Origin of the sequence: Mycolicibacterium lacusdiani (genome assembly GCF_021916785.1) — a bacterium.
Lineage (GTDB): Bacteria > Actinomycetota > Actinomycetes > Mycobacteriales > Mycobacteriaceae > Mycobacterium > Mycobacterium lacusdiani.
In genome coordinates this window covers 151,246-163,963 of the sequence record NZ_JAKCFC010000011.1, presented here as the reverse complement: position 1 = coordinate 163,963, position 12,718 = coordinate 151,246, and the positions used below count along the sequence as shown (strand labels likewise).

The window sequence follows — 12,718 nt, the reverse complement described above, 5'->3', positions numbered from 1 at the left end:
GGGGGCGGTCACGTCCACGCTCTGTCCGTCCAACGCCATGCCGAGTCCTCCAGAAAGGAGGACAACGTACGCGGCGGCCGTCCCAGCAACCGCGCTACGTCGTCGGTCACCTGCTGGTTGAAACCCAACTTCGTCAGGGTGTACACCGCGCACATGAATCCGACGGTGTCCCAACCCACCTCACGCTGCCTCAGTCGACGTGCAAAGCGAACCAGACTTGGATTGGCGTAGCGGATACGTCGGCCAAGGACGCGCGATAGTTCGTCGGCGACCTCACTCATTGCAATGGGACGCGGACCCGTCAGGTGATAGACCCGATCGGCGTGATCCGCGGAGGTGTCCGTCACGGCGAGCGCCGCCACCTCCGCCGCATCGCGGGCGTCGATGAAGGTCGTCTTCCCGCGGCCTGCCGGGATGAATAGTTCGTCGTGATCGACGATGTCGTCGCCGTGAGTGGATATGGCGCGGTGCAGATTCTGCATGAAGAAGCTGCACCGCAACACGGTGGACGCCATCGAACTACCCCGCAGCGCCAGTTCCACGTGGTGGTGCGGGATGAAGCGCGCTCGATCCGCTCCGAACACCGAGACGTAGACGACGTGGCGGCAACCCGCCTTCTCGGCTGCCTCGATGAACGGGATGATCGCCTCGCGGGCCGCGCGGTTCCCGGGTAGCGGGAAGAGCAGGGACAACACGTCGACACCCGACAGCGCTGCCGGCCAGGTTGCACGGTCGAAGAAGTCGAAGGCGACTCCCCGTCCTGCAGCGAATCGCTCCGGATGCCGACATGCCACGCGCCAAGGCCCGTCGTAGTCGCGGTCCAAGACGTCGACGAGTTGCTGGCCCACGTTCCCCGAGGGCCCCGTTACGACCAACAATCGATCTCCGTGGGCAGCAGTGACCTCGTTCGGCCGGGTTGACCAACGCGATTCTACTGTGGCCGGACGTGGTCGCGGGGCTGAAGCTCACCCCGCGAGATCGGTGGCGGCGGGGCCGAACGGGCACGACTCCCCGAGTATCGCGGTGGGGTCCACCGACCAATCCATCGCCAGGATCTGAGCGTGACTGCGCCGTCCCGTTCGCCACCGCAGTGCCTCGAACCGTGTTGTGATCAACAGCGATTCGGGTTCTGCGTCAGGACGGGCGCGCCCCACGTCGCGTCGCCGCGTTCGTCGAGCAAGGCGCCGATCCGCTGCCTGGTGTCCCGGTAGAGGCCGGCGACCCGGCGGGGATCAGTGACAGACACGGCTGTCGCTCCCCTCGGTCCGACGCGGGGGCCGCGGGTCGTGCGGATCGTCGGGATCGGGATCGCCGAACCACCTCGACGGCTCTCGTTGCCCGTATTCGTCGTGCCAGCACCACCATTCGTACGGCGCGGTCTGCGGATAGCCGTCCGGCGAGTCCTCCCAGGTCTCCTGCCGCCCCAGTGCCGTCATGTCGAGGAACGTCCAGGTGCTGACGAATGCCTCGTCACCGCGGTCGTTGATGAAGTAGGTGCGGTACACCTGGTCGCCGTCGTCTCCAGCGGTTCGGATGAAGGCGTTGGTGCCGTGCCACTGGTCGCAACCGAAGTCGGCATCGAAGTCGTCGGTGAGCGAGTACCACGGGATGTCCCAACCCATCTTGGCCTTGACCCGCTCGATGTCGGCTTGGTCGGCGCGCGACACGTAGACGAGCGTGGTGTCGCGGGCATTGAGGTGGGCGAGGTTGCCGACGTGGTCGGCCATGAGCGAGCAGCCCACGCAACCGTGGCCGGGCCAACCCTCCACGCCCGCTTCGACGAAGGCGCGATAGACGATCAGCTGCCGTCGGCCATCGAACAGATCGACGAGACCGACTCTGCCGTTGGGGCCCTCGAAAGCGTACTCCCCGTCCACGGGCGTCCACGGCATGCGTCGCCGCATGGCGGCCAGAGCGTCGCGGGCCCTGGTCATCTCCTTCTCCTTGACCAGCATCCGCTGGTGCGCGGTGTCCCACTCGGCGGCCGACGCGATCTCGGGCGTCTGCATCGGTTGCTCCCTTCGTCTGTGCTGCAACGGTTCTCCCGACGGTGGCCGCCGGTCCCCTGAAATCGTTCAACGGATGTGTTGAACTTCACGCCCAGCACACCATGGCCGCCCGCTATAGTCAACAATGTGGTTGAAGATCAGCTCCTGGATCGGGCGTACGCCGCACTCGCCGATCCCACGCGCCGCCGACTCCTGGAGACGCTGCGCGACGGCGACGCACGCATCACCGACCTCGCCGCGCCGCTACCGATGACCTTCGCCGGCGTCTCGCGTCACGTCGGCGTGCTCGAGTCCGCCGGACTCGTCCAACGCGAGGTCAGGGGTCGCGAGCACTGGCTGTCCCTGCGGCCGGAAGGCCTGACCATGGCGCAGCAGTGGATGAACGACCAGACGGAGTTCTGGTCGACGCGCGCCGACGCACTATCCGAACGCCTGCGCCGGAAACGAGACAAGCGATGACCGAGACGGCGACGGTACGGGTCCGACGGATCATGCCCGCCCCGCCGGACGTCGTCTTCGACGAGTGGCTGGACCCCGAGTCGTTGCGCGAGTGGATGTGCCCGCGGCCCGATCGCATCGTGGCGCTCACCGTGGAGCCGTACGTCGGCGGTGTGGTGCGCTTCGACGTCGACGCCGTCGATCGGACGGTGCTGATCACCGGTCGGTTCCTCGAGATCGACCGGCCCTGCCTGCTGCGCTTCACGTGGAGCAATTCGAACTGGCCGGACCCGACGGTGACCAGTGTGGTCGAGGTGACCTTCGCACCGGCGGACGACGACCAGACGATCATGTCGATCGAGCACACCCTGGTTCCGTCCACCGAGTTCGACGACTTCCACAACGGGTGGACGGTCACGTTCGACCAGCTCGGAGCGGTTCTACAGGGGCGGTGACCACCGGTCCGGCCCCGGGGACGACGTCCGAGCCGCCACCTTACTGTTACCTTATCTTCGCCTTAACTTTCTTAGACTTGGCGTACGGTGATGGTCTGGCCGTAGGCATCGGCAGTGACGGAAGGAACCTCACATGCGAACCGAACCTTCACGAATCGTCCTGGTCACCGGAGCCTCGCGAGGCATCGGCGCGGAGGTGGCGCGTCAGCTCGCGAACCCCGACACCCACGTTCTGGTCAACTACCGCGAACGCGACAAGCGCGCCAACGCGATCGTCGACGCCATCCGCGCCGCCGGTGGACACGCGTCGACCCTGGCCGCGGACATCTCCGACGAGACCGACGCCGCCGCGATGATCGACGCGATCGCGGCCCGCTTCGGACGCCTCGACACCCTGATCCTCAACGCCTCGGGCGGCCTCGAATTGGGTGCCGAGCCCGGCTACGCCATGCGGCTCAACCGCGACGCCCAGCGGCGTCTGGTCCAGTTGGCCATGCCGTTGATGCCCGTCGGCGGCCGCATCGTCTACGTGACCAGCCACCAGGCACACTTCTTCCCGCACAAGGCCGTGCCGAAGGGCTACTCGGCGGTCGCCGCCAGCAAGCGCGCCGGCGAAACCGCGCTCTACGCAATGCGTTCGGAGTTCGAGCACGCGGGCATCCGCTTCACGGTCGTGTCCGGCGACATGGTCGACGGCACCTTCATTCCCGCGGCGATCGTCGGGGCCGCGAACCGGCCCAACCCGTCCGGCATCGTCTACGTCGGCGGCGCCGACTACCTGATGACGGCCTGATCTCCGTCAGTCGAGGTCGACGCGCACGATGACGCTGTCGCCCCACACCCCGCGGTCGCGGGCCTTGCGCAGCTTCTCGCGCAGCGGCAGGCCGCGGTGCACGTTGCGTACGCCGGGGATCTTGAGCAGCGGCACCACGTTGTACTGCCAAGCCGTAGCGACGGCGCAGCGCACGGTTCGCGTCGTCCGCCGCCGCACCGGCCAGGATGGTCGCGCGGCCGGTCAGCGCAGCCGAGCCGTCTGCGGGACGGCCCCGGTGGTCGCACGCGCGCAATTCGACCCGGGGATCGCGGGTGATGCGCGCAGTCTTGGGACCCACCTTGGTGCGGAACACCAGCGTCCGCCCGTCGAGCTGGAACCAGATGGGGGTGTCGACCGGGGCGCCGTCACGGCGGTACGACCGCAGCAGGGCATAGCGGGAGTCGAGTAGTCCTTCGAGCGATGTCGGATGCATCGCACCAGTGAACGACTTAGAGTTGACTCCAAGTCAAGTGTCCGAGGGGGGGGAGGCGGCATGCCGGGGTTGACGATCGGCGAGGTCGCCCGTACGGCGGGCGTGGCCGCCACCACGTTGCGCTACTACGAACGGGTCGGCTTGCTCCCGGCGCCGACCAGGGTCGGTGGCCAACGCCGATACGACGATGCCGTACTCGCGCGCCTCGAGGTGATTCGGCTGTGCAAGGCGGCGGGCTTCACCCTGGAGGAGATTCAGATCCTCTTCGCCGACGACGCGCCCGGCCGTCCGGCGTCAAGGGCGCTCGCGGCGTCGAAACTCGCCGACATCGACGCGCGCATCGCCGAGTTGGCCCGGGCGCGCGAGATCGTCGAATGGGGCATGGCGTGCACCTGCCCATCGATCGACGACTGCACGTGCGGGATCCACCGGGCTGCCGTGTGACCGTCGTCCGCGTGGGGTAGACCCACTTGGGTTCGATGGGCTGACGAAAGGACCACTTCGTGACCACCACACACCGCATCGCAGTCATCCCCGGCGACGGCATCGGCAAAGAGGTTGTGCCAGAGGGCATCCGCGTCTTGGAGGCCGCAGCGGCCGCCTTCGACTTCGCCCTGGACTACGAACGATTCGACTACGCCAGCGCGGAGTACTACAGCGACAACGGCGCGATGCTTCCCCCGGACTGGTTCGAGGAGCTGAGCCGCTTCGACGCGATCTTCTTCGGCGCCGTCGGCTGGCCGGACGTGGTCCCGGACCACGTCTCACTGTGGGGCAGCCTGCTGCAGTTCCGGCGGCACTTCGATCAATACGTCAACCTCAGGCCCGTCAAATTGATGCCCGGCGTGCGGAGTCCGCTGGCCGGCAGGCAGCCCGGCGACGTGGACTTCTACGTCGTGCGCGAGAACACCGAGGGTGAGTACTCCAGCGTCGGCGGCAAGATGTTCGAGGGCACCGACCGTGAAGTCGTCATGCAGGAGACGGTGATGACGCGGGTCGGCGTCGACCGGATCCTGAAGTACGCCTTCGACCTCGCCGAGCGCCGGCCGAAGAAACACCTCACCTCGGCGACCAAGAGCAACGGCATCTCGATCTCCATGCCGTACTGGGACGAACGCGTGGAAGCCATGAGCGCCAACTACGCCGACGTCGCGGTGGACAAGTTCCACATCGACATCCTCACCGCCAACTTCGTGCTGCATCCCGACTGGTTCGACGTCGTGGTCGCCAGCAATCTGTTCGGCGACATCCTCTCCGACCTCGGTCCCGCATGCACCGGCACCATCGGCATCGCCCCCAGCGGAAACATCAACCCCGAACGCCGCTTCCCCAGCCTCTTCGAGCCGGTGCACGGGTCGGCTCCCGACATCGCCGGGCAGGGCAAGGCCAATCCGATCGGCCAAATCTGGTGCGGCTCGATGATGCTGGAACACCTCGGTGAGACCGCCGCCGCCGACGCCGTGATGACTGCCGTCGAAGACGTCCTGGCACGCGGCGGTGACGCGCTGACACCGGACATGGGTGGCACCGCGACGACCGCGGACCTCGGAGAGGCCGTGCGAGCCCAGCTCGAGTCGAACACCGCGGGACGCTGATCCGGTCCGGCGGCGTGCGGCCGCAGCTGGTCTGGAATGTTTCAGCGAGCCGGCGCGAACGCCGCTTCGAACGCATCGAGAGCGGCGTCGGGGTCTCCCGACGCCCATGCCTCGAGTCCGACGACGCCGGTGTAGCCGATAGCCTTCAGCGCTGACGCGATGGCCGGGTAGTTGATCTCGCCGGTACCCGGTTCGCACCGGCCGGGGACGTCGGCGACCTGGATCTCCCCGATGTAGGGCAGCGTCTTGGTGAGCAGCTCGATCAGATTCCCCTCGCCAATTTGGGCGTGGTAGAGGTCCAGGTTCAGCCGCAGGTTGGGATGGTCGACCGCCTTGACCAAAGCGAAGGTGTCTGCGGCGGTGGCGAAGGGTGTCCCTGGGTGGTCGACGGCGAGGTTGAGATTCTCCAGCACGAACATCCGGTCGGCCGCAGCGCCGAGTTCTGCGATCTTGCGGAGGGTGTCTGCGGCGGTGAGCCACATCGTCGGGGTGACCACCTGGACCGGACGGACGGGCAGGCCGCGATCACCGAGCCCGGTGCCGTGCAGATTGAGCCTCGGGCAGTCCAGCCGCTCGGCGATCTCCAGGGATTGCGCCGCGGTGCTCAGCAGCTCGTCGATGCCGTCGGGCTCGGTGAGGTTGCCCCTGAGATAGCCGGTCATCGAGGAGAATTCGGCCCCCGAGCTGGCAAGCTGGTCGACGTCCTTGCTCGACCAGTCCCAAATCTCCACAAGGAGACCACGATCGGTGATCCGCTTGATGCGGTCCAGTAGCGGCAGGTCCAGATAGACCATCTCCGCGCAGGCGGCCAGCCGTACTCCCGTCATGCGGTCACCTCGATGTCGGCGATGTCCACGACGCGGCGATCCGCGGCGCTGTCGACCGCGGCGAGAGCGATGCTCAACGCGGTCCGCGCATCGGTACCGGTGACCGGGGCCGCAGTACCGGTGCCGATCGCGTCGACGAAGGCGATGAACTCATCGAGATAGGCGCTGCGGAGCAGGTCGGTGTCGCGGCGGGCGGTGTCGATGCCGATGCCGTCGGGTCCGTAATACGTCATGTCGCTGGACCGCGCGTTGCCCGCGGTGACCATGCCACCGGATCCGAACACCTCGGCCCGTACGTCGTAGCCGTACAGCGCACTGAAGTTGGCCTCGGCGACGGCGATGGCACCGTTGTCGAATTCGACTGTGACCACCGCGGTGTCGAGGTGGCCAGCGGCCTTGGCGTCGGGCCGGATGAGCGCGTCGGCGACCGCCGTCACGCGGGTGGGCCTCGCGCCAGGGTTGAGGAAGCACAGGGCGTCGAAGTCGTGGATGAGCGTCTCGAGGAAGATCGTTCCCGGTGGAATACGCGCCGGGTCTGCGGTGAACGGGCCGGGATCGCGTGTCACCGACCGCAGCAGCTGCGGGGTGCCGATGCGCCCGGCGTCGATGGCCGCGCGGGCGGCGACCCAGCCCGGCGCGAACCGCCGGTTGAACCCGACCTGCAACACGACGCCGGCCGCCTCGGCCGCCGCGATCGCCCGATCGGCGTCGGCCAGGGTCACGGCCATCGGCTTCTCCACGAAGACGTGCTTGCCGGCTCCGGCTGCCTGCACGACCAGGTCGGTGTGCGAACGGGCCGGGGTGGTGATGAGAACCGCGTCCACGTCTTCCCGGTCGAGCACCGCTTCGGCAGAACGTTCCACGACGCCGACGCCGAGTTCGGCGGCCAGCCGCTCGGCGTTCGGTGCCGGATCGGCGACGGCGACGAGTGCGGCGCCGGGGACGTGACGGGCGACCAGTTCGGCGTGACTCGAGCCGATCCGACCTGCGCCGATCACCGCGACGCGGACCGTGGGGGTTGTTGACATCGGCTTGCTCCAGACTGAGAGGGGATGCGATTAGAACGATCTACTAGTACGTTTTAGTCGTTGCGATGCTAGGTGGGTCACTTCTGATGGTCAAGACCGGTCGGATCACCTGCGACGATGTTTGGCAACGAGAGGACGCCATGGCTACCGAGTTCAGTCGGCCCCGCCGTCAACGGCGCGTGACACTGGCCGACGTCGCCGACGCAGCTGGCGTTTCACCGGCGCTCGCGTCGATCGTGATGCGCGGCGTGAGCGGCGCCAGCGACGCCACCCGGCAACGCGTCCTCAAGGCCGCCGAGGAACTGGGCTACGTACCGGACCGTCGAGCGCAGAAACTCCGCCAGATTCGCTCCGGCCTCATCGGCGCGTGCTTCGAACTCCATCAACCCTTCCACGGCGACCTCATCGAGCAGCTCTACGTCGCGGTTGCCGAGCACGGGTTCGACCTGTCGCTCAGTTGCATCACGCCCAGCCGCGACGAACGCACCGCGGTGGGCGACCTGTTGCGTGAGAGGTGCGAGGCGGCCATCCTGCTCGGCTCGCGGATGACCAGCGAGGAACTCAGCGCACTGGCGGCGCGCATCCCCACTCACGTGGTCGCACGCGGGTCGGGCAGTCCCCTGGTCGGCTCGGTGAGCACCGACGACACCGCAGGCATCACGATCGCCGTCGACCACCTGGTCTCGCTCGGCCATCGACGGATACTGCACATCACCGGCGGAGACGCACCCGGAGGCACCGAACGTGCCACCGGATTCACCACCCGAATGGCGCATCACGGCCTGGCCGATCTGGCACTCCTCCTCCCAGGCGGACCCACCGAAACCGATGGCGCGGAAGCCATCACCGAAGCCCTCCTCGTCGACCACCAGCCGACCGCAGTCGTCGCCTTCAACGACCGTTGCGCCATCGGCGTTCTCGAGGTCCTCCGACAACGCGATGTTCACGTTCCCGAGGATCTTTCGGTGATCGGCTACGACGATTCCCGCCTGTCACGGCTCAGCCACATCAGTATGTCGACCATCGCTCAGGACGTCTCACGCATCGCGACCGAGACCATGGCGAGCGTCACCGCGCAGATCGCCGGCAACACGCCATCTCAGACCGTGTTGGCGCCACGGCTGATCGCCCGCGGCACCACCGGTCCAGCACCATCAGTTCCCATCGGACGACCGTCGACATCAACGGCGGCAGCCACATTCACTAGACGGTCCGACGGAGGCGATTAAGCGTTGCTAATGCAGTTGCAGAATCATTAGCTGTACTGCATCACGGCCGACGCCTAGCGTCATCGGCATGTCCTCGCCCCTGCTCGTCGGATTCCTTGCGTCGCTGGCCTTGATCGCCGCGATCGGTGCGCAGAACGCGTTCGTGCTCCGCCAAGGCATCCGCGGCGAGCACGTCGTCCCAGTCGTCGCACTGTGCACCGTTGCCGACATGGTGCTGATCACCGCAGGCATTGCGGGAGTGGGCACGCTCATCGCCGCCCATCCCGGTGCCATCGACGTCGCCAAGTACGGCGGCGCGGCGTTCCTGATCGGTTACGGGGCGCTGGCGGCGCGCCGTGCCATGCGACCGCAGGCGTTGAACCCGGCCAACGACGCGCCCGTCCGCCTCGGCGCCGCGCTACTCACGGCCGCCGCGCTGACGTTCCTCAACCCACACGTCTACCTCGACACCGTCGTCCTGCTCGGCGCGCTGGCCAACGAACAGGAGGGCGGGCGTTGGTTGTTCGGCATCGGGGCGGTGACCGCGAGCGCGGTCTGGTTCGTCACCCTCGGACTTGGCGCCCGCCGACTCGCCGGACTGTTCGCCAGCGCACGGACCTGGCGCATCCTGGACTGCGTGATCGCGGTCACGATGATCGCGCTGGGCGTCTCGCTGGCGGTCACCTGACCGTCAGTGCCGCTGCTTGTTGGCCTTGCGGTCGGTGAAGCGCCGGATGCCCCCGGAGGCCGACAACAAGCCACGGGAGACCTTCGTCGTCTGACCGCCGTTGCGACGCTGCAGGTAGGCGCCCAACTTGCCAAGCACGAATGCGATCACGGGCAGAAGCAGGGCGGTGAGCAGGAAGCGCCGGACCGGCGAACTCAGCAGTGCAAGCATGCGTGAGCCATACCCCTGCGATGGCGACGCGAACCCAAGCCGAGGTGTTAGTCACCGCGGGACCCGGGTATGCAACCGGTGCGGCCGTGGCTACACGGCATGGGCAGCGCGAGGTTCCTGAGCACACACGGACACCTGATCGCGCGGGATGCCGACCACTCGAAGCCGACCACTCGCGGCCAACCACGACCCGCTCACACGAACGACACGCAGCAAGGAGGACTCATGAAGTTCACTGCCATCACCACCGCTCTCGGCGGCTTCGCGGCCGCGGCCATGATCGCCGCACCGATCGCCTCGGCGGCACCCGATCCGTGCGCTGCCGACAGCATCGCGGGCACCGTCAGCAACGTCACCGGTGACGCGCAGGCCTACCTGGCCTCGCACCCGGGCGCCAACCAGGCCGTCACCTCGGCGAAGAGCCAGCCGCGTCCGGAGGCGGAGGCCAGCCTGCGCGGCTACTTCACCGCCAACCCGTCCGAGTACTACGAGTTGCGCGGCATCCTGCAGCCCATCGGCGACACCCAGCAGCGGTGCAACGTGACGGTGCTGCCGCCGGAGCTGGCCTCGGCGTACGACACCTTCATGGCCGGCTAGTAGTCCCCGCCCGAGAGCCGCCCCGACCTGCCCGTCGGGGCGGCTTTTGCCAACTTCGACCTCGGTTGGCCACTACGCTCGGCCGCGTGCCCCACACCTGGTCGCGCAGGAGTTTCCTCGCGATGTCCGCAGGCGCCGCCGCGTTGCTCGCCACCGGGTGCGGCTCCGACGAGCCGGGCGCCGTCGCCGAGGACGGATCGGTCACCGTCACACACGTCTTCGGCGAGACCCGGATTCCCGGCCCGCCCCAACGCGTCGTCAGCGCCGGGCTCACCGAACAGGACGACCTGCTCGCGCTCGGCGTAGTGCCGATCGCGGTAACGGAGTGGTTCGGCGGCGAGCCCTTCGCCACCTGGCCGTGGTCACGCCCCCGGCTCGGCCCGGCCCAACCCGTGGTGCTGAACCTCGCCGACGGCATTCAGGTCGACCAGATCGCTGGGCTGAAGCCCGATCTCATCATCGCGATCAATGCGGGCCTCGACGCCGACACCTACGCCAGGTTGTCGGGCATCGCACCGACGATCGCCCAGTCCGGAGCGCCGTTCTTCGAGCCGTGGCGGGACCAGGCCACTGCGATCGGGCAGTCCGTCTTCAAGGCCGCCGACATGGGCGGCCTGATCAGCGGCCTCGAGGGGCGGTTCACCCAGGCCGGCAAGGACAACCCGGCGCTGGCCGACAAGAAGGTCTACGTCGTCGGCGGCACGTTCTCGAAGGACCGCGCCGTGGTCACCCCGGCCGGACCCCGGACCGAGTACCTCACCCAGATGGGGCTCGTCGTTCCCGACGGCATCGGCGAGTACGTCGTCGGCGGTAGTGCGCTGGTCCCCCGCGACCGCATGGTGTCGGTCCTCGACGAGGCCGACGTCCTGGTCTGGACCACGGAGAACGACGCCGAGACGGCAGCACTGCTTGCCGACCCGACCTTCGCCGAACTCGAGGCCACGCGCACCAACCGCAACGTGCTGACCGACCGGGAGCTGGCAGGCGCCATCGCCTTCGGCACCGTGCCGTCCTACGGCTTGGTCGCCGACCGGCTCCCACCGATGCTCGCCAAGGTGCTTGCCTGACGGTCCGCCTGGCAGGATGACCGCGTGACGAACCAACTCGAGCAGGCGCACAGGCCCGGATTTGCCCAGGTCGGCTCCGCCTACTACCCCATGCTCGTCGCCGTCTTCACCGCGCTGGTGATCATCTCCAATGTCACCGCCACCAAGGGCGTCGAGTTCGGCCCCATCATCACCGACGGCGGTTTCATCGTCTTCCCGCTGACCTACGTCATCGGCGACGTGCTGTCCGAGGTGTACGGCTTCAAGGCGGCACGACGGGCCATCATCCTCGGCTTCTCGATGAACGCGCTGGCCGCGCTCGCCTTCTGGGCGACGATCTACCTGCCCGCCGCCGACTTCTATCAGAACCAGGCAGCGTTCGAGAACGTCGTGCACGCCTACACGCAGCTGATCGTTGCCGGTCTGGCGGGCTTCGTGGTGGGCCAGACGATCAACGCGTGGGTCGTGGTGGCCATCAAGGAGCGCACCAAGGAGAAGCACCTCTGGGCACGCCTGGTCGGCTCCACCTTCGCAGGCCAACTCGGCGACACCCTGGTGTTCTGCGCGATCGCCGCGGGCGCCATCGGCATCACCTCCTTCCGCGACTTCGTGGTCTACGCCGCGCTCGGCTGGATCTACAAGACCGTCGTCGAGGTGCTGCTGCTCCCGATCACCTACCGCGTCATCGCCGTCATCAAGCGGCGCGAGCCCACCTACCAGCCCGCCCTCTGATGCTCGCCATCGGTGCCGTGCGCGACTACGGAGAGCAGGCGCTGCTCCTCGAGTTCGGCGGCACCGCAGAGGTGTTGGCGTGGACCGACGCGGTCCGCGCCGAGAACCTCCCCGGCGTGCGCGACGTGGTGCCGGCGGCACGCACCGTGCTGGTCGAGTTCGCCGAGAAGCATGACGTGCACCCCGCCCGGCAGCGCCTCGCCGACCTCCGCATCGACGAGTCCGCCGTCGACCCCGAGCCGCCCGCCGACGGGCATGTCGACGTGACGCTCGACGTGGCCTACGACGGACCCGACCTCGACGAGGTCTCCCGTCTGGTGGACCTCTCGCCGGACGAGGTGGTCGCGGCACACACCGCGACACCGATGCGGGTCGGGTTCGGCGGTTTCGCACCGGGTTTCGCCTACCTCGTCGGCGGCGACGCGCGGTTGCACGTGCCGCGGCGCGCCGAACCGCGCACCAGGGTGCCCGCGGGATCGGTCGGGTTGGCAGGCGAGTTCAGCGGCGTCTATCCCCGCGAGACTCCCGGCGGGTGGCAGCTCATCGGACGCACCGACGCGGTGCTGTGGGACGTCGACCGGCCCACCCCCGCGCTGCTGACACCGGGCAGCTGGGTCCAGTTCCGGGCGATCGGCTGA

At 67.9% G+C, this 12,718-nt stretch carries 17 protein-coding genes and 1 pseudogene; 11 read left to right on the top strand and 7 right to left on the bottom strand.

Annotated elements, in window-relative coordinates; all coding sequences use genetic code 11:
• Nucleotides 1-8 precede the first annotated feature (8 nt).
• The 3 genes from LOK44_RS25825 to LOK44_RS25820 all read right to left on the bottom strand — a co-directional run bounded on the left by LOK44_RS25825 (nt 9) and on the right by LOK44_RS25820 (nt 2,009).
• Complete coding sequence (locus LOK44_RS25825; protein WP_237572942.1) at nt 9-878, bottom strand: NmrA family NAD(P)-binding protein; 870 nt, start codon at nt 876-878, stop codon at nt 9-11.
• A 233-nt stretch (nt 879-1,111) separates the two neighbouring features.
• Nucleotides 1,112-1,246, bottom strand: coding sequence for a hypothetical protein (locus LOK44_RS29850; protein WP_283817923.1), 135 nt, complete (start codon nt 1,244-1,246; stop codon nt 1,112-1,114).
• Nucleotides 1,233-2,009 (bottom strand): DUF899 domain-containing protein, encoded by a 777-nt coding sequence (locus LOK44_RS25820; RefSeq protein ID WP_237572941.1) that lies wholly within the window; start codon nt 2,007-2,009, stop codon nt 1,233-1,235. The genes LOK44_RS29850 and LOK44_RS25820 overlap by 14 nt, the downstream gene beginning before the upstream one ends.
• A gap of 126 nt (nt 2,010-2,135) precedes the next feature.
• Here LOK44_RS25820 and LOK44_RS25815 point away from each other — a divergent pair, with 126 nt between their 5' ends.
• From LOK44_RS25815 to LOK44_RS25805, 3 genes are all read left to right on the top strand, one after another.
• Nucleotides 2,136-2,468, top strand: coding sequence for an ArsR/SmtB family transcription factor (locus LOK44_RS25815; protein ID WP_237572940.1), 333 nt, complete (start codon nt 2,136-2,138; stop codon nt 2,466-2,468).
• Nucleotides 2,465-2,902 (top strand): SRPBCC family protein, encoded by a 438-nt coding sequence (locus LOK44_RS25810; RefSeq protein WP_237572939.1) that lies wholly within the window; start codon nt 2,465-2,467, stop codon nt 2,900-2,902. Before LOK44_RS25815 ends, LOK44_RS25810 begins: the two co-directional genes overlap by 4 nt.
• A 133-nt stretch (nt 2,903-3,035) precedes the next feature.
• On the top strand, nt 3,036-3,695 hold the full coding sequence (locus LOK44_RS25805; protein ID WP_237572938.1) for an SDR family oxidoreductase: 660 nt from the start codon (nt 3,036-3,038) through the stop codon (nt 3,693-3,695).
• 6 nt (nt 3,696-3,701) lie between these two features.
• Here LOK44_RS25805 and LOK44_RS25800 read toward each other — a convergent pair.
• Nucleotides 3,702-4,149 (bottom strand): annotated as a pseudogene (locus tag LOK44_RS25800) (PPOX class F420-dependent oxidoreductase).
• Nucleotides 4,150-4,209: 60 nt separating this feature from the next.
• On the opposite strand from LOK44_RS25800, the gene LOK44_RS25795 reads away from it, so the two are divergent.
• Together LOK44_RS25795 and LOK44_RS25790 are read left to right on the top strand one after the other, a co-directional pair.
• Nucleotides 4,210-4,593 (top strand): MerR family transcriptional regulator, encoded by a 384-nt coding sequence (locus LOK44_RS25795; protein ID WP_237572937.1) that lies wholly within the window; start codon nt 4,210-4,212, stop codon nt 4,591-4,593.
• Nucleotides 4,594-4,652: 59 nt separating this feature from the next.
• On the top strand, nt 4,653-5,744 hold the full coding sequence (locus LOK44_RS25790; RefSeq protein ID WP_237572936.1) for a tartrate dehydrogenase: 1,092 nt from the start codon (nt 4,653-4,655) through the stop codon (nt 5,742-5,744).
• Nucleotides 5,745-5,785: 41 nt separating this feature from the next.
• On the opposite strand, the gene LOK44_RS25785 is transcribed toward LOK44_RS25790, so the two are convergent.
• Complete coding sequence (locus LOK44_RS25785; protein WP_237572935.1) at nt 5,786-6,571, bottom strand: TIM barrel protein; 786 nt, start codon at nt 6,569-6,571, stop codon at nt 5,786-5,788.
• Nucleotides 6,568-7,599: a Gfo/Idh/MocA family oxidoreductase gene (locus LOK44_RS25780; protein ID WP_237572934.1), complete on the bottom strand. Its 1,032-nt coding sequence runs from the start codon at nt 7,597-7,599 to the stop codon at nt 6,568-6,570. The genes LOK44_RS25785 and LOK44_RS25780 overlap by 4 nt, the downstream gene beginning before the upstream one ends.
• Nucleotides 7,600-7,739: 140 nt before the next feature.
• On the opposite strand from LOK44_RS25780, the gene LOK44_RS25775 reads away from it, so the two are divergent.
• Nucleotides 7,740-8,828, top strand: coding sequence for a LacI family DNA-binding transcriptional regulator (locus LOK44_RS25775; protein WP_237572933.1), 1,089 nt, complete (start codon nt 7,740-7,742; stop codon nt 8,826-8,828).
• A gap of 67 nt (nt 8,829-8,895) precedes the next feature.
• The gene (locus LOK44_RS25770) at nt 8,896-9,495 is read left to right on the top strand and encodes a LysE/ArgO family amino acid transporter (protein ID WP_237572932.1); all 600 of its coding nucleotides are present in this window, start codon (nt 8,896-8,898) and stop codon (nt 9,493-9,495) included.
• Nucleotides 9,496-9,498: 3 nt separating this feature from the next.
• On the opposite strand, the gene LOK44_RS25765 is transcribed toward LOK44_RS25770, so the two are convergent.
• A complete protein-coding gene (locus tag LOK44_RS25765; RefSeq protein WP_237572931.1) occupies nt 9,499-9,705 on the bottom strand; it encodes a hypothetical protein in 207 nt (68 codons plus the stop codon).
• 225 nt (nt 9,706-9,930) lie between these two features.
• On the opposite strand from LOK44_RS25765, the gene LOK44_RS25760 reads away from it, so the two are divergent.
• From LOK44_RS25760 to LOK44_RS25745, 4 genes are all read left to right on the top strand, one after another.
• Nucleotides 9,931-10,302, top strand: coding sequence for a heme-binding protein (locus LOK44_RS25760; protein WP_237572930.1), 372 nt, complete (start codon nt 9,931-9,933; stop codon nt 10,300-10,302).
• A gap of 86 nt (nt 10,303-10,388) precedes the next feature.
• Complete coding sequence (locus LOK44_RS25755) at nt 10,389-11,369, top strand: ABC transporter substrate-binding protein (RefSeq protein WP_237572929.1); 981 nt, start codon at nt 10,389-10,391, stop codon at nt 11,367-11,369.
• 90 nt (nt 11,370-11,459) lie between these two features.
• Nucleotides 11,460-12,080: a queuosine precursor transporter gene (locus tag LOK44_RS25750; RefSeq protein WP_249784175.1), complete on the top strand. Its 621-nt coding sequence runs from the start codon at nt 11,460-11,462 to the stop codon at nt 12,078-12,080.
• The gene (locus LOK44_RS25745; protein ID WP_237572927.1) at nt 12,080-12,718 is read left to right on the top strand and encodes a 5-oxoprolinase subunit B family protein; all 639 of its coding nucleotides are present in this window, start codon (nt 12,080-12,082) and stop codon (nt 12,716-12,718) included. Before LOK44_RS25750 ends, LOK44_RS25745 begins: the two co-directional genes overlap by 1 nt.